16 protein-coding genes and 1 riboswitch are annotated in these 15,817 nt (G+C 68.9%); of the genes, 12 read left to right on the plus strand and 4 right to left on the minus strand.

Features of this window, described 5'->3' with window-relative positions; all coding sequences use genetic code 11:
* Window positions 1-112: 112 nt before the first annotated feature.
* The 9 genes from OHO27_RS35835 (at window position 113) to OHO27_RS35875 (ending at window position 9,653) form a co-directional block, all read left to right on the plus strand.
* Entirely contained in the window at window positions 113-2,608 is a 2,496-nt protein-coding gene (locus OHO27_RS35835; RefSeq protein WP_328429088.1) for a mannose-1-phosphate guanyltransferase, read from the plus strand.
* A 97-nt stretch (window positions 2,609-2,705) separates the two neighbouring features.
* On the plus strand, window positions 2,706-3,620 hold the full coding sequence (locus OHO27_RS35840) for a DUF881 domain-containing protein (RefSeq protein ID WP_328429089.1): 915 nt from the start codon (window positions 2,706-2,708) through the stop codon (window positions 3,618-3,620).
* Window positions 3,617-3,949: a small basic family protein gene (locus OHO27_RS35845; RefSeq protein WP_003988855.1), complete on the plus strand. Its 333-nt coding sequence runs from the start codon at window positions 3,617-3,619 to the stop codon at window positions 3,947-3,949. Before OHO27_RS35840 ends, OHO27_RS35845 begins: the two co-directional genes overlap by 4 nt.
* 5 nt (window positions 3,950-3,954) lie before the next feature.
* Entirely contained in the window at window positions 3,955-4,809 is an 855-nt protein-coding gene (locus tag OHO27_RS35850; protein WP_328429090.1) for a DUF881 domain-containing protein, read from the plus strand.
* 61 nt (window positions 4,810-4,870) lie between these two features.
* On the plus strand, window positions 4,871-5,776 hold the full coding sequence (locus tag OHO27_RS35855) for an FHA domain-containing protein (RefSeq protein WP_328429091.1): 906 nt from the start codon (window positions 4,871-4,873) through the stop codon (window positions 5,774-5,776).
* Between the two features lie 41 nt (window positions 5,777-5,817).
* Complete coding sequence (ftsR, locus tag OHO27_RS35860; RefSeq protein WP_328429092.1) at window positions 5,818-6,555, plus strand: transcriptional regulator FtsR; 738 nt, start codon at window positions 5,818-5,820, stop codon at window positions 6,553-6,555.
* A gap of 85 nt (window positions 6,556-6,640) precedes the next feature.
* A complete protein-coding gene (locus OHO27_RS35865; protein WP_004002801.1) occupies window positions 6,641-7,114 on the plus strand; it encodes a bifunctional nuclease family protein in 474 nt (157 codons plus the stop codon).
* Between the two features lie 263 nt (window positions 7,115-7,377).
* Window positions 7,378-8,040, plus strand: coding sequence for a MerR family transcriptional regulator (locus OHO27_RS35870; protein ID WP_328429093.1), 663 nt, complete (start codon window positions 7,378-7,380; stop codon window positions 8,038-8,040).
* Between the two features lie 131 nt (window positions 8,041-8,171).
* The gene (locus tag OHO27_RS35875; RefSeq protein ID WP_328429094.1) at window positions 8,172-9,653 is read left to right on the plus strand and encodes a DNA polymerase IV; all 1,482 of its coding nucleotides are present in this window, start codon (window positions 8,172-8,174) and stop codon (window positions 9,651-9,653) included.
* A gap of 266 nt (window positions 9,654-9,919) precedes the next feature.
* Here OHO27_RS35875 and OHO27_RS35880 read toward each other — a convergent pair whose 3' ends face one another.
* Window positions 9,920-10,327, minus strand: coding sequence for a PRC-barrel domain-containing protein (locus OHO27_RS35880; RefSeq protein ID WP_328429095.1), 408 nt, complete (start codon window positions 10,325-10,327; stop codon window positions 9,920-9,922).
* A gap of 114 nt (window positions 10,328-10,441) precedes the next feature.
* A riboswitch (glycine riboswitch) is annotated at window positions 10,442-10,538 on the plus strand.
* A 176-nt stretch (window positions 10,539-10,714) separates the two neighbouring features.
* On the opposite strand from OHO27_RS35880, the gene gcvP reads away from it, so the two are divergent.
* A complete protein-coding gene (gene gcvP / locus OHO27_RS35885; RefSeq protein WP_328429096.1) occupies window positions 10,715-13,600 on the plus strand; it encodes an aminomethyl-transferring glycine dehydrogenase in 2,886 nt (961 codons plus the stop codon).
* Between the two features lie 65 nt (window positions 13,601-13,665).
* Here gcvP and OHO27_RS35890 read toward each other — a convergent pair whose 3' ends face one another.
* Together OHO27_RS35890 and OHO27_RS35895 are read right to left on the minus strand one after the other, a co-directional pair.
* Complete coding sequence (locus OHO27_RS35890) at window positions 13,666-14,088, minus strand: TOBE domain-containing protein (RefSeq protein ID WP_328429097.1); 423 nt, start codon at window positions 14,086-14,088, stop codon at window positions 13,666-13,668.
* Between the two features lie 106 nt (window positions 14,089-14,194).
* Window positions 14,195-14,590: a TOBE domain-containing protein gene (locus OHO27_RS35895; RefSeq protein WP_328429098.1), complete on the minus strand. Its 396-nt coding sequence runs from the start codon at window positions 14,588-14,590 to the stop codon at window positions 14,195-14,197.
* A 108-nt stretch (window positions 14,591-14,698) separates the two neighbouring features.
* Between OHO27_RS35895 and OHO27_RS35900 the strand changes: the two genes are divergently transcribed.
* Window positions 14,699-15,007, plus strand: a complete 309-nt coding sequence (locus OHO27_RS35900) for a DUF1707 SHOCT-like domain-containing protein (RefSeq protein ID WP_328429099.1) — start codon at window positions 14,699-14,701, stop codon at window positions 15,005-15,007.
* Window positions 14,970-15,284 carry a hypothetical protein gene (locus OHO27_RS35905; protein ID WP_328429100.1) on the plus strand — a complete coding sequence of 105 codons (315 nt, stop codon included), beginning with the start codon at window positions 14,970-14,972 and terminating at the stop codon, window positions 15,282-15,284. Before OHO27_RS35900 ends, OHO27_RS35905 begins: the two co-directional genes overlap by 38 nt.
* Here the strand turns inward: OHO27_RS35905 and OHO27_RS35910 are convergent.
* The gene (locus OHO27_RS35910) at window positions 15,262-15,759 is read right to left on the minus strand and encodes a hypothetical protein (protein WP_328429101.1); all 498 of its coding nucleotides are present in this window, start codon (window positions 15,757-15,759) and stop codon (window positions 15,262-15,264) included. The genes OHO27_RS35905 and OHO27_RS35910 overlap by 23 nt on opposite strands.
* Between the last annotated feature and the right edge of the window lie 58 nt (window positions 15,760-15,817).

Raw genomic sequence — 15,817 nt, forward strand, 5'->3', positions numbered from 1 at the left:
ACTCGCGGATTGGAGCGCGTAGCGCTCGATGGCCCGCGGCGGAAAAGTGCGGGACAATCTGGACGGGTGAAGTCGGCTAGACAGTCGTCTCTTCGAGGAGGACGCTTCCGACATGAAGGCCGTCGTGATGGCCGGGGGCGAAGGCACACGCCTTCGTCCCATGACCTCAAGCATGCCCAAGCCGCTCCTGCCGGTGGCCAACCGGCCGATCATGGAGCACGTTCTGCGGCTGCTCAAAAGGCATGGGCTGAATGAAACCGTCGTGACAGTGCAGTTCCTGGCCTCCCTGGTCAAGAACTACTTCGGTGACGGTGAAGAGCTCGGAATGGAGCTCAGCTATGCCAATGAGGAGAAGCCACTCGGTACCGCTGGAAGCGTCAAGAACGCCGAAGAGGCGTTGAAGGACGATGCTTTCCTGGTCATCTCCGGTGATGCCCTGACCGACTTCGACCTCACCGAGCTGATCAATTTCCACAAGGAAAAGGGTGCGCTCGTCACTGTCTGTCTGACGCGTGTGCCCAATCCGCTGGAATTCGGCATCACGATCGTCGACGAGGAAGGCAAGGTCGAACGCTTCCTTGAGAAGCCGACCTGGGGTCAGGTTTTCTCGGACACGGTGAACACCGGTATCTATGTCATGGAGCCCGAGGTCTTCGACTATGTCGAGGCCGACGTCCCCGTGGACTGGTCCGGCGACGTCTTCCCTCAGCTCATGAAGGAAGGCAAGCCCATCTATGGCTATATCGCGGAGGGCTACTGGGAGGACGTCGGCACCCACGAGAGCTATGTGAAGGCGCAGGCCGACGTCCTGGAGGGCAAGGTCGACGTCGAGCTCGACGGCTTCGAGATCTCCCCGGGCGTCTGGGTGGCGGAGGGCGCCGAAGTGCATCCGGATGCCGTACTCCGTGGGCCCCTTTATATCGGGGACTATGCCAAGGTCGAGGCCGGTGTGGAAATCCGTGAGCACACCGTCGTCGGCTCGAACGTGGTCGTGAAGAGCGGAGCCTTTCTCCACAAGGCTGTCGTGCACGACAACGTGTACATCGGGCAGCACAGCAATCTGCGCGGCTGCGTCGTAGGGAAGAACACCGACATCATGCGAGCGGCCCGGATCGAGGACGGCGCGGTCATCGGTGACGAGTGCCTGATCGGTGAAGAATCGATCGTCCAGGGCAATGTGCGCGTCTATCCGTTCAAGACCATCGAGGCCGGTGCCTTCGTCAACACCTCGGTGATCTGGGAGTCGAGGGGCCAGGCGCATCTGTTCGGTGCCCGTGGCGTCTCCGGAATCCTGAACGTGGAGATCACACCCGAGCTTGCCGTGCGACTCGCCGGCGCGTATGCGACGACCCTGAAGAAGGGGTCCACCGTCACTACTGCTCGCGACCACTCCCGCGGTGCCCGTGCGCTCAAGCGGGCGGTCATCTCGGCGCTGCAGGCCAGTGCCATCGACGTACGGGACCTGGAGAACGTACCGCTGCCCGTGGCGCGGCAGCAGACCGCGCGGGGCAGTGCCGGCGGGATCATGATCCGTACGACGCCCGGAGTGCCGGATTCCGTGGACATCATGTTCTTCGACGGGCGGGGTGCAGATCTGTCGCAGGCCAGTCAGCGGAAGCTGGACAGGGTTTTCGCGCGGCAGGAGTACCGGCGTGCGTTCCCCGGAGAGATCGGGGACCTGCATTTCCCGGCCAGTGTCTTCGACTCGTACACCGGGTCGTTGCTGCGGAACGTCGATACGACGGGGGTTTCGGAGTCGGGGCTCAAGGTCGTCGTCGACGCGTCGAACGGAAGCGCGGGGCTCGTGCTGCCCAGCTTGCTCGGCAAGCTCGGTGTGGACTCGCTGACGATCAACCCCGGTCTCGACGAGTCGAGGCCCACGGAGTCGGCGGATACGCGCCGGTCGGGGTTGGTGCGCCTGGGAGAGATCGTGGCGTCCGCGCGTGCCGCGTTCGGGGTGCGGTTCGACCCGGTCGGTGAGCGGCTGTCGCTGGTGGACGAGAAGGGGCGGATCGTCGAGGACGACCGGGCCCTGCTCGTCATGCTCGACCTGGTGGCCGCCGAGCGGCGTAGCGGGCGTGTGGCGCTGCCGGTGACCACGACGAGGATTGCCGAGCAGGTGGCGGCCTACCACGGGACGCAGGTGGAATGGACGACGACCTCGCCGGACGACCTGACCCGGGTCGGTCGCGACGACACGACGATTTTCGGCGGGGACGGTAGGGGCGGGTTCATCGTCCCCGAGTTCAGCAGTGTCTTCGACGGTACGGCCGCCTTCGTGCGGCTGATCGGCCTGGTGGCGCGGACGCAGCTCACGCTCAGCCAGATCGATGCGCGGATTCCGCGGGCCCATGTCATCAAGCGGGATCTTGCGACTCCCTGGGCCGTCAAGGGACTGGTGATGCGCCGGGTCGTGGAGGAAGCCGGAGATCGCTTTGTCGACACGACCGATGGCGTGCGGGTCGTGGAGACGGACGGGCGCTGGGTGATGGTGCTGCCCGACCCGGCCGAGGCGGTCACCCATCTGTGGGCCGAGGGTCCGGACGACGCCTCCGCGCAGGCTCTGCTCGATGAATGGGCGGCGGTCGTGGACAGCGCCGGCCGCTGAGGCACGGACCACGCGCGCGTGCCGGACAGGCACCCCCAGGGGGCCCGTCCGGCACGCCGGTGGGGCCATTCGGAGGTATCGGCGGCGACGTGCGACGATGTGCGGCATGCCGCAGCAGCCCCCCGTTCGGAGCACATCTACGCGCCCCGCGCGCCCGGACGCGTCCATGTCGCTGCTCACCAACGTCATGGATCACAGCCTCGACGACGGTTACGCCGAGGCAGCCGCGCGCAAGAAGGCCGCGGGCGACACAGGACTGCCCAAGACGCTCAGGGCGAAGCTGGGGCTCGCTGCCGGTCTGGTGCTCGCGGCGCTCGTGGTGACCGTGGGGGCGGCCCAGGCGCGGGTTGCGGCGCCCGTCGTGGCGAAGGAGCGCGAGGAGCTGGTCGATCGCATCGACCGTGAGACCTCGGCGGCGGACCAGCTGGAGGAGACCGTCGACAAGCTCCGCGACGACGTGAGCGCGCGGCAGCGTGAGGCGCTGAAGTCGACCGGTGACAGTGGCCAGGGGGAGCTCGTGGGCATCCTGGCGGGCGCTGTCGAGGTGCACGGGCCCGGTGTGAAGCTGATCGTCAACGACGCCAAGGAGACCGCCTCGGGCAGCGACGGCGACCCGCGCGGAACGTCCGGGTTCTCCGACACCGGCCGGGTGCGCGACCGCGACATGCAGCGAGTGGTCAACGGGCTGTGGGAGTCCGGCGCCGAGGCCATTTCGATCAACGGGCAGCGGTTGACGGCCCTGTCGGCGATCAGGGCCGCGGGAGACGCGATACTGGTCGACAACAAGCCGCTGGTTCCGCCGTACACGGTGCTCGCGGTGGGGGACGGCGAGCGGTTGAGCACCAGGTTCCAGGACAGCGCCGACGGCCTGTATCTGCACGCCCTGCAGGAGAACTTCGGGATCCGGACCGGCATTTCCGTGCAGGACGATCTCCGGCTGCCTGCCGCCCCGAGTGTGACCGTACGTACAGCACAGCCGAATACCGAGAAAACCGAGAAGGGCACATCGTGATCGCCGTACTGGGCCTCGTCGTGGGAGTCGTGGCCGGCCTGTTGGTCCGGCCAGAGGTTCCGGCGGTCGTCGAGCCGTATCTGCCGATCGCCGTCGTGGCGGCTCTCGACGCCGTCTTCGGTGGTTTGCGGGCCATGCTCGACGGCATTTTCGACGACAAGGTCTTCGTCGTGTCGTTCCTGTCCAATGTGGTCGTCGCCGCGCTGATCGTGTTCCTGGGCGACAAGTTGGGCGTGGGCGCCCAGCTGTCCACCGGCGTGGTCGTCGTGCTCGGCATCCGTATCTTCTCCAACGCCGCGGCGATTCGCCGGCACGTGTTCCGGGCGTGAGGCCGATGAGCAACGAAGAGCAGACACCGGCGAACAGGCTGCGCAAGGAGCTGCCCGAGGAGATGCCGGCGGGTGCGAACGAGGCCGTGGACAAGGCCCCGGAGGCCGCGGACGGCGCCGAGGGGCCGGCGACCGACCAGACCGGTCGGCAGCGGCTCGTGAAGGGGCTGTGGCCGCCACGGCTCAGTCGGGCCCAACTCATCGTCGCTGTCCTGCTGTTCGGCCTCGGCTTCGGCCTTGCCGTCCAGGTTGCGTCGAACAGTGAGGGTGACGGCGCCCTGCGCGGCGCACGTCAGGAAGATCTCGTTCGCATCCTCGATGAACTGGATGACCGTACTCAGCGTCTTGAGGACGAGAAGCAAGGTCTCGAGAAGCAGCGCGACGAACTGGAGAACAGCTCGAACCAGGCCGAGGAGGCCCGCAAGCAGACGGTCGAGAAGGAGAGACAACTCGGCATTCTGGCGGGCACGGTGGCGGCTCAGGGACCCGGCATCACGATGACCATCGACGACTCGAAGGGGACGGTCGAGGCGGACATGCTGCTCGACGCGATCCAGGAGCTGCGCGCGGCCGGCGCGGAAGCGATCCAGGTGAACGGCGTACGCGTCGTCGCCGGCACCTATCTGACCGACGCCGGCAACAGCGTCAGCGTCGACGGGAACAAGATCAACGCTCCCTATCGTTTCAAGGTCATCGGCAAGTCGCAGGACCTCGAACCGGCGCTCAACATCCCTGGAGGCGTGGTTCAGACTCTCGAGAAGGAGCAGGCCACCGTGACCATCGAGCGGTCGGACAAGATCGTCGTGGACGCCTTGCGAGCGGCGAAGCGGCCTGACTACGCTCGGTCGTCCTCCCAGTGAACCGACGGTGCATGGGGGACGTCAGGCGAGGGCATGAGGTTGCGGGGGGTCGGCGCACCGAATGGGTGGTGCGTGGTGGAAACTGTCTGGTGGAGACGGACGTTGTGAAGATGTCCGGGTCGGCCAGGGAGTGCAGTCAGGGTTCGTCCTGCCCCACGGGCGGGTCTGTTTCGGTCAAGGGGAATCGCCCGTGAAGTTGTTTGCGAAGTTGTTCGGCAAGAGCGCGCGAGAGGGTAGCGACAACGCGACCGCTCGTCATCGCGCACAGGGGGACGATGAGGGCCAGCGCCCCTTGTTCAGGGACCAGGTGCCTGGGCCGGGTGGTGACATTTCCGGTGGTCAGGGCGCGCCGTCAGTTGACCCTGGCCAGTCCGGCGACATAGGTTTCGGGCAACCGTCAACCTCAAGTACGGGTGGAGGGTTTTCCCCGATGTCGGCCCTGGTGTGTACGAGGTGCGGTAACCGTAACGCGGAGAACAGCCGCTTCTGTTCCAACTGCGGCGCCCCGCTGCGGCCGGGTGCGACGCCCGAGCGTCCGTCCGAGACGACCTCCACGATCTCCATCTCCGGTCTTGAGGCCTACGACGCCGAGACCACCGGTCAGACGGCGATCCCGGCGCTGTCGCCGGAGGCGCAGGCGGCCGTCGACGCGCTGCCGCTGGGCTCCGCGCTGCTGGTGGTGCGTCGCGGGCCGAACTCCGGCAGCCGCTTCCTCCTGGACGGCGATCTGACCACGGCCGGCCGGCACCCGCAGAGCGACATCTTCCTGGACGACGTGACGGTCTCGCGTCGGCACGTGGAGTTCCGTCGCGCTCAGGACGGCTCGTTCACGGTGGCCGACGTCGGCAGCCTGAACGGCACGTACGTCAATCGCGAGCGCATCGACCAGGTCGCTCTGAACAACGGTGACGAGGTGCAGATCGGCAAGTACCGGCTGGTCTTCTACGCGAGCCAGCGGGGCTACTGACCCTCCCCCGGAGCCCGTCCGGGGAGACCCAGGGAAGGTCCATGCTGAAAACACCGAGCGGCGGTGCCGGGCACGGCATCGCCGCCACGGACGGTCGGCTGATGAGCATCGGCACGGTGCTGAGCGTGCTGCGCGACGAGTTCCCTGACATCACCATCTCCAAGATCCGCTTCCTGGAGTCGGAGGGGCTCGTCGAGCCGCAGCGGACCCCCTCGGGGTATCGCAAGTTCAGCGCGCAGGACGTCGAGCGGCTCGGCCACGTCCTGCGGATGCAGCGGGACCACTACCTGCCGCTCAAGGTGATCCGCGAGCACCTGGACGCCATGGAGCGCGGTGAGGTCGCGCCGCTGCCGACCGTGTGCCGGCAGCGTGATGGAGAAACGGTCCTGGAGTCCGTCGAGGCGCCCACGGCGGCCCGGATCGGGCGGACCGAGCTGCTCGTCGCCGCCGAGATCGGTGAGCAGGAGCTCGCGGAATGGGAGTCGTACGGCCTGATCGCCCCGTTACCCGACGGGGCGTACGACGCGGAGGCGGTCACCGTGGCCTCGCTCGTCGTCGAGCTGGGGCGGTTCGGTATCGAGCCTCGGCATCTGCGGGTGATGAAGGCCGCCGCAGATCGTGAGGCCGGGCTCGTGGACCAGGTCGTGGCGCCCCTGCGGCGGCACCGCAACCCGCAGACCAGGGCTCATGCCGAGGCGCGTGCGAAGGAACTGGCGGGGCTCGCCGTGAAGCTGCACGCCGCCCTGGTGCAGACCGCTCTCGGGGTGCGGCTGCCCTGAGCCTGGCAAGGGTGGGGAGCCCGGATCGGCCACCCGTTCTCGGCCCGACTACCCAAACGTCCCGAGCACGGCCTAGGGTTGCTGTGTGAACGAGCTCGATGTCGTAGGTGTCCGGGTCGAGATGCCCTCCAACCAACCGATCGTGCTCCTGCGTGAAGTGGGAGGCGACCGCTACCTCCCTATCTGGATCGGGCCTGGGGAGGCGACGGCGATCGCCTTCGCCCAGCAGGGCATGGCCCCCGCGCGACCGCTGACCCACGACCTGTTCAAGGACGTGCTGGAGGCCGTCGGCCAGGAGCTCACCGAAGTACGCATCACGGATCTGCGTGAGGGCGTCTTCTACGCCGAGCTGGTATTCGCCAGCGGCGTCGAGGTGAGTGCCCGCCCCTCCGATGCCATAGCGCTGGCCCTGCGCACCGGAACGCCGATCTACGGCAGCGACGGCGTGCTCGACGACGCGGGTATCGCGATTCCGGACGAGCAGGAGGACGAGGTGGAGAAGTTCCGCGAGTTCCTCGACCAGATCTCGCCCGAGGACTTCGGCACCAGCAGTCAGTGAGGGGGCGTGGGCGGCCCTGGGGATCCGCGGTCCGTGGTGGTGCGGCCCACAGTCCGTCACGGCTCAAATGCCGGCATTTGCCAGCGGCGAGAGAGAGCGTCCTGCGGCCTGCTCCGAGCGCATTCGGCTAGCCTTTCCCCGCGGTGGGGCACGGGAAACCACTCCTAGGGTGATTATCACTCGGCGTGCCGAGTGTGGCGATCGTTGACGCACCCCTGGTGACTGCCTACCGTCGAGAAGGCAGGTCAAGGACGGAGGTCGGCGTGAGAAGCAGCGGCGACGGTATGGCTGGGGGTGCCCCGGGACGCAGTCTCGGGGCGAGCGGCCCGTACCCGCTTCACAGCAGCCCGCTTCAGGGCAGCGCGGCCGATCACGCTCCGCAGCGACCGACGGCCGTGCCGAGCAGCGGCGGAGGGGCGGCGTCCATGGCGACCGAGCAGATCGGCTATCGGGGTCCGACGGCCTGTGCGGCCGCGGGCATCACATACCGGCAACTGGACTACTGGGCGCGCACCGGCCTTGTCGAGCCCAGTGTGCGGCCCGCTCACGGGTCGGGGACGCAGCGGCTCTACAGCTTCCGGGACGTCGTCGTCCTGAAGATCGTCAAGCGGTTCCTGGACACCGGTGTGTCGCTGCAGAACATCCGTACCACCGTCCAGCATCTGCGGGAGCGGGGCTTTCGGGATCTCGAGCGCCTGACGCTGATGAGCGACGGTGCGACGGTCTACGAGTGCAGTTCCCCGGACGAGGTGCACGCGCTGCTCCAGGGTGGGCAGGGGGTCTTCGGGATCGCCGTGGGCGTGGTGTGGCGGGACGTCGAGAGTGCCTTGTCGCAGCTGCATGGGGAGCGGATCGACACCGGGGAGACGCTGGTCGGGCACAACCCGGCGGACGAACTGGCGCGACGGCGTAACCGGGCGGTCTGAGCAGTCTTCGCCGGCGCACCTGTGTAAGGAGTGCGGCGGGCCTGCCGGGTGGGGTCCATCGGTCGGCCAGGGGCCGCGTATCGGGCGGTTGCGGCAGGGCATTGTCAGTGGCGTGAGGCAGCATCGGAGATGTGAGGAACGCGCCTACGATCCTGCATCTCGACATGGATGCCTTCTACGCCTCGGTGGAGCAGGCATCCAAGCCGAGCCTGCGCGGGAAAGCCGTGATCGTGGGCGGGCTCGGGCCTCGGGGAGTCGTCGCCACCGCGTCCTATGAGGCTCGGGTGTTCGGGGTGCACTCGGCGATGCCCATGGGGCAGGCGCGTCGGCTGGCTCCCAACGCCGCGTATCTCGTGCCGCGCTTCGGGATCTACCGCGACGTCAGCGAGCACGTGATGGGCCTGCTGCGGGAGCTGTCGCCGCTGGTGGAGCCGCTGAGCCTGGATGAGGCGTTCGTGGACCTGGAGGCCGGTGGAGCGGCCTGGGACGAGGAGTCCGCGCGGCTGGTGGGGGTGAAGCTGCGCGCCGACATACGGGCTGTCACCGGGCTCGCGGGGTCAGTGGGCCTGGCCGCGTCCAAGATGCTGGCGAAGATCGCCTCCGAGGAGGCCAAGCCCGACGGGCTGGTGGTGATCGAGCCGGGGACGGAGCGGGCGTTGCTCGCGCCGATGTCGGTGCGGACCTTGCCCGGGGTGGGGCCGGCGACCGGGGACCATCTGCGGCGGGCCGGGATCCACACGGTCGACGAGATCGCCGAGGCGGGTGAGGACGAGCTCGTGCGGCTGCTGGGCAAGGCCCATGGGCATGCCCTGTACGCCATGGCGCTGGCGCACGACGAGCGGCCCGTGGTGGCGGAGCGGGAGGCCAAGTCGGTGTCCGTCGAGGACACGTACGACGTGGACATCCACGACCGGGTCCGGGTGGGGCTGGAGGTGCAGCGGCTGGCCGATCGTTGTGTGCGGCGGTTGCGGGGGGCCGGGTTGTCCGGGCGGACCATCGTGCTGAAGGTGCGGCGGTACGACTTCTCGACCCTGACCCGGTCCGAGACGTTGCGTGGGCCGACGGATGACCCGGGTGTGGTGCGGGAGGCTGCGCTGCGGCTCCTGGACTCCGTGGACACGACGGGTGGGGTACGGCTGCTGGGGGTCGGGGTCAGTGGGCTGGCCGACTACACGCAGGAGGATCTGTTCGCGCAGGTGGCGGGGGAGCGGGTCGAGCACGGCGAGGAGGGCGACCGCGAAGAGTCACCCGGGGAGCGGGAGGCTGCGCTGCCTGTCGAGCGGCGGTGGGTTGCGGGGCACGATGTGCGGCACGTCGAGTACGGGCATGGGTGGGTGCAGGGGAGCGGGCTTGGGCGGGTGACTGTGCGGTTCGAGACGCCTGAGTCGTCGGCGCCGGGGCGGGTGCGGACGTTCCGGGTGGACGATCCGGGGCTGGAGGCGGCGGAGCCGTTGCCGTTGGTGCGGGAGAGACGTGGGGTGTCTGCGGGAGATGCGGAAGGTGGGGGGCATGGGGTTGGTGGGGTTTTAGGAGTGGAGGCCGGTCTCCTGGGACGGGAAGGGGAGCGTCGTGGTCGGGGCGTGGGGAAGGCGCCGCCCGTGGTGCCCGGGTAGGGCGTGGGCGGGGCGGAACCGGACGCGGGTTGGTTCCCCGGGAGCTCGGCGCTGGGGTCGCCGTCTGGGGTGGGTCGCTCGCCCGCGCTCGCGGGGTGCCGCTGCGCCCACCCGTGCCGCCCCAGCGGCACGACTGCCCGCAACTGGGCCTGCAGCTGGGTGGGGGCTGCCGGCTCGGGGCGTCTGGGGTGGGTGGCTGCGAGGTGCTGGCGCGTCTGTGTCCTGGGTTTTCGTATCGGCGGTCCTGCTGGGCGACCGGTGTGGCTTCAGGGGTGGTGGTGGGGGGTTTTGGGGCCGTTGTCGTCCGGGGTCTCTGTGGTTGCCAGGTTGCCGAAGTCCCGGTAGGGGGGTGGGGGTGGGGCGGTTACATCGAGGCCGTAGTGGTGGTAGAGCTGGAGTTCCTGCTCGGGGGAGAGATGCCGGCCCACGCCGAAGTCGGGGGCGTCCTTGATGAGGGCGCGATCGAAGGGGACGTGGAGGCTGCCCTCGACCAGATCGCTGGGCTCCAGGGGGACGAAGGCGTCCCGGGAGAACAGGCCGGTGCGTATCGCCGCCCATTCCGGCACTCCGGTCGCGTCGTCGAGATAGACCTCGTCGATGGTGCCGATCTTGGTGCCGTTGCGGTCGAAGGCCTTGCGGCCGATCAGATTGCGCGGATCGATGTCGGTCTGCACGGGCCCTCCACTTGGTCGCAACTCATCCGTAAGCACTACGAAAGGGCACATTGGTGAGCGCGGCCACTCGAAGGACCGTGCGTTGACCCCGCTGGTAGGCTGGCTAGCGGCTGCTGACCCCGTGCGGGAGAGTCCTCCGGGAACCATCCGGAGGCGCCGAAGGAGCAAATCCTCCCCGGAATCTCTCAGGCACACGTACCGCACGGACGAGGTCACTCTGGAAAGCAGGGCGGGTGCCGTTGGCCTCCGCTCTCACCGACGGTGAAAACCGGGAGCCTTGTGGTGACCCGGTGAAGCTCTCAGGTTGAGATGACAGAGGGGGAGGCCGTCCGGGTACCCGCGCCGTGGTGCCCCTCGAAGGTCGTGTCAGACCAGGAGGCCTCCGCAATGACCGCCCATCGCATTCCGCTCTCCGAGCTCGAGCAGGGTATTCCTTTCGAGCAGCGTCACATCGGCCCTGATCATGAGGCTCGGGCCAAGATGCTCGCCCAGGTCGGGTACGGCTCGCTCGACGAGCTCACCGCCGCCGCGGTGCCGGATGTGATCAAGAACGCCGACTCCCTCGAACTGCCGGGGGCGCGTACCGAGGCCGAGGTGCTCGCCGAGCTGCGGTCGCTCGCCGATCGCAACCAGGTGCTGGACTCGATGATCGGGCTCGGGTACTACGGGACCTTCACGCCGCCGGTCATCCTGCGCAATGTCATGGAGAACCCGGCTTGGTACACGGCCTACACGCCGTATCAGCCCGAGATCTCGCAGGGGCGGCTCGAGGCCCTGCTGAACTTCCAGACCATGGTCGCCGACCTCACCGGGCTGCCGACCTCCGGTGCCTCGCTGCTGGACGAGGGGACCGCGGCGGCCGAGGCCATGGCCCTGTCGCTGCGGATGGGCAAGAACAAGAAGGGGCTGTTCCTGGTCGACGCGGACGTGCTTCCGCAGACCATCGCAGTGATCGAGACCCGGGCCGAGCCCACCGGCGTGGAGGTCGTCGTCGCCGACCTCAGCGACGGCATTCCGGCCGAGATCGCCGGGCGTGAGATCAACGGCGTGCTGCTCCAGTACCCGGGCGCCTCCGGTGCCGTACGGGACATCAAGCCCGTCATCGATCAGGCCCATGAGCTCGGCGCCCTCGTCACCGTCGCCGCCGATCTGCTCGCGCTCACGCTGCTGAAGTCCCCCGGTGAGCTCGGGGCGGACATCGCGGTCGGGACGACGCAGCGGTTCGGTGTGCCGATGGGCTTCGGCGGGCCGCACGCCGGCTACATGGCCGTACAGGAGAAGTTCGCGCGCAGCCTGCCCGGGCGGCTCGTGGGTGTGTCCGTGGATGTGGATGGGAACAGGGCGTACCGGCTGGCGCTCCAGACGCGTGAGCAGCACATTCGTCGGGAGAAGGCGACCAGCAACATCTGCACGGCTCAGGTGCTGCTCGCCGTGATGGCCGGGATGTATGCCGTGTACCACGGCCCGGAGGGGCTGCGCGGTATCGCCCGGCGCACGCACCGGTACGCCGCCATCCTCGCCGCGGGCCTCACGGCCGGTGGGGTCGAGGTCGTGCACGGTTCCTACTTCGACACGCTGACCGTGCGGGTGCCTGCGAAGGCCGCCGAAGTTGTCGCCGCGGCCCGGCAGAACGGCGTCAACCTGCGCCTCGTCGACGCCGACCACGTGTCCGTCGCCTGCGACGAGACCACCGCGCGGGCCCAACTGGGCGCCGTATGGACGGCGTTCGGGGTCGGGGGTGACGTCGAGGCGCTGGACGAGGGAGCCGAGGACGCCCTTGCGGCCGGCCTGCTGCGCGGCGACGAGGTCCTCACGCACCCCGTCTTCCACCAGCACCGTTCCGAGACTGCGATGCTGCGCTACCTGCGCAGGCTCGCCGACCGCGACTACGCGCTCGACCGCGGCATGATCCCGCTGGGCTCCTGCACCATGAAGCTCAACGCGACGACCGAGATGGAGCCGGTCACCTGGCCGGAGTTCGGACAGCTGCACCCCTTCGCGCCCGCCGAGCAGGCGCAGGGCTATCTGACGCTCATCCGTGAGCTGGAGGAACGTCTCGCCGAGGTCACCGGCTACGACAAGGTGTCGCTGCAGCCCAACGCCGGGTCGCAGGGTGAGCTGGCCGGGCTGCTCGCCGTGCGCGGGTACCACCGGGCCAACGGGGACGAGCAGCGGACCGTCTGTCTGATCCCGTCGTCCGCCCATGGGACCAACGCCGCAAGCGCCGTCATGGCCGGCATGAAGGTCGTCGTCGTGAAGACGGCCGACGACGGTGAGATCGACGTCGAGGATCTGCGGGCGAAGATCGAGAAGCACCGGGACGAGTTGTCGGTGCTGATGATCACGTACCCGTCGACGCACGGGGTGTTCGAGGAGCACGTCGCCGACATCTGCGCTCAGGTGCACGAGGCCGGCGGGCAGGTGTACGTCGACGGCGCCAACCTCAACGCCCTTGTGGGGCTTGCCAAGCCGGGCCACTTCGGTGGCGACGTCTCGCATCTGAATCTGCACAAGACCTTCTGCATTCCGCACGGCGGTGGCGGTCCGGGCGTCGGGCCCGTCGGTGTACGTGCGCACCTGGCGCCGTATCTGCCGAACCACCCGCTGCAGCCCGCGGCCGGGCCGGAGACGGGCGTCGGCCCGATCTCGGCCGCGCCCTGGGGTTCCGCCGGGATCCTGCCGATCTCGTGGTCGTACGTACGGCTCATGGGCGGCGAGGGGCTCAAGCGGGCCACACAGGTCGCGGTGCTGTCCGCCAACTACATCGCCAAGCGGCTGGAGCCGCACTTCCCGGTCCTCTACACCGGGCCGGGCGGACTCGTCGCGCACGAGTGCATCATCGATCTGCGGCCGCTGACCAAGGCGACCGGGGTGAGCGTCGACGACGTGGCCAAGCGGCTCATCGACTACGGCTTCCACGCGCCGACGATGTCGTTCCCGGTGGCCGGAACGCTGATGATCGAGCCGACCGAGTCCGAGGACCTGAACGAACTCGACCGGTTCTGCGAGACGATGATCGCCATTCGTGCGGAGATCGAGAAGGTCGGTTCGGGTGAGTGGCCCGCGGACGACAACCCGCTGCGGAACGCTCCGCACACCGCCGGTGCGCTGGGCGGTGAGTGGGAGCACGCGTACAGCCGTGAGGAGGCCGTGTTCCCGGCCGGGGTGTCGGCCGCCGACAAGTACTGGCCGCCGGTGCGCCGGATCGACCAGGCCTTCGGCGACCGGAACCTGGTGTGCTCCTGCCCGCCCATGGATGCGTACGAGGGCTGACGCACCGGCGTAGGTGATCGAGGGCTCCGCTCCGGCCGTGTTCGGTCGGGCGGAGCCCTCGTGCGTCACGCGGTCGTCAGTGCCACCTCGGTCGCCTTGACCAGGGCGACGACGGGCATTCCGGGGGTGAGGGCGAGGTCGTTGGTGGCGTCCCTGGTGATGGCCGCCGTCAGCATGCTGCCGCCCTCCATGGCGATCTTCACCGAGGCCATCGCGCCGCCTGTGGCGATGCCGGTGACCGTGCCGGGGAGTTGGTTGCGGATGGACAGGCCGCTGATCGGCGCGGTGGAGAGGGAGATCTCCGTCGCTTTCACGAGGGCGGTCACGTCGGTTCCCTCGGTCAGGCCGAGGTCCTCGACGGCGTCACGGGTGATCGCCGCGGTGAGGTCCTGACCGGTGTCGAGGCGGACTTTGACGGTCGCCATGACCTCGCCGGGGGTGATGGCGGTGATCGTGCCGGGGAGTTGGTTGCGGATGCTCAGGCTCATGGAGGGACGCCTCGCAGACGGTGGGAGTGTGAGGGGAGGGGGAGTAGGTGGGGGTTTGTGTGGTTTTGCGGACTCCGGCCCTACCGTAACGACGTCGCCTGTCCGGTTACGTGCGGTCGATATGGACGTTCGTCGACTTCACGCGGGCGGTGGCCTCCATGCCGACCTCCAGGCCCAGTTCCTCGACCGCCTCGCGGGTCAGCAGGGAGACCAGCCGGTGCGGGCCGGCCTGGATCTCCACCTGGGCCGCCACGTCGCCGAGTTTGATGGCGGTGACGATGCCGGGGAAGGCATTGCGGGCCGAGGTGTAGGAGGCCTCCTCCTCGTCGCTGCCGGACCTGGCGAGTTCGACGGAGAACGCGGCGAGGTCCCTGCCGTCGATGAGTCGCCGTCCGGTGTCGTCGCGGTGGGTCGCGACGCGGCCGGCGTCCGCCCAGCGGCGCGCGGTGTCGGGGCTCACGCCGAGCAGCCGCGCCGCCTGGCCGATCGTGTAGGACTGCATGCCGGTCACGATAGGGGCCGGGCGCGGAACTCGAGGCAGGGGGTTGGCCGTTGGGTATAACGCGATATAGCGTTAGTGGCGTCGGCCGGGTTCGAACGGGGTGTGGGTATGGCGGCTGGGCTGTCGCGCACGGGGCTGCGGGCCTCGGACACGGACCGGGACCGTGCGGTGGACGAGCTGAACGCCGCGGCGGGGGGCGGCCGGCTGAGCATGGAGGAGCTGGACGAGCGGGTGACCGCCGCTCTCTCCGCCCGCACGGTGGGCGAGTTGGCCGAGCTGACGGTGGATCTGCCGGCGGCGCCGGGCGGTGTCGAGGTCAAGGACGTCGTCCGCATCGAGCAACAGGGCGGTTCGGGCCCTGCGGGGCGGGGCCTGGGTGGTGCCCCGGCAGCTGGAGATCGAGTCGTCCTGGGGTGATGTGACCCTCGACTTCACGCAGGCGGTGACATCCGACGCAACGCTGCGGATCGACCTGGACATGCGCGGCGGCACGCTGCGGCTGGTGACGCGGCCCGGTGTGGTGGTGGACACCGACTCCCTGGCCGTCGACTACGCCAAGGTCAAAGCGCGTCCTGCCGGTGATGCCGGTGCGCCGGTCGTCCTGCGGGTCGAGATCGCCGGGCGGATGCAGTACGGCCGGATAGTGGTACGTCCTCCGCGGCGCACGCCGTTCAGAACATCCCCGACGCCCTGAGCACCGCCTGCGCCGTGGCGTCGTCGATCTGGTGGCCCAACCGCTCGACCACGTCCGTGCCTTCGAGGAGCGTTCCGCGTTCGAGCGAGCGGCGTACCCCGGTGTCCAACTCGTGCCAGAGCAGCGGGTTGGCGACGAGGATCCGTGGGTCCAGATCCAGTCGGCAGCCGTCCGTGTCGCGCAGGGTCAGCAGAGCGGAGACGCGGCCGTGCTGTCGTACGGCGACCAGTGCGTCCGTACGCACCGACCGTCGTCGTACGAGGCCACGCACCGCCAGCCAGCCAGGGCCCGCGGTCACCCGCTGGGGGAACAGGATCGTGAACAGCAGGGCGGTCAGGGCCAGCCACAGCAGGGCGCGCGGCGGGGTCAGCGTCTCCCCGTCGAGGTCGACCAGCAGGGTCATGCCGAGGAAGCCCAGGGCGCAGCCCACGGCGAACCGGGCGCTGCCACGCCAGTGGCGGTCGCCGGTCGGCACCGGACGAAATCCGCTTCCTGCACAGTGCAGACGGTAGGGGTCCGGGGCGCCGGAAGGA

The organism is Streptomyces sp. NBC_00443 (assembly GCF_036014175.1).
Lineage (GTDB): Bacteria > Actinomycetota > Actinomycetes > Streptomycetales > Streptomycetaceae > Streptomyces.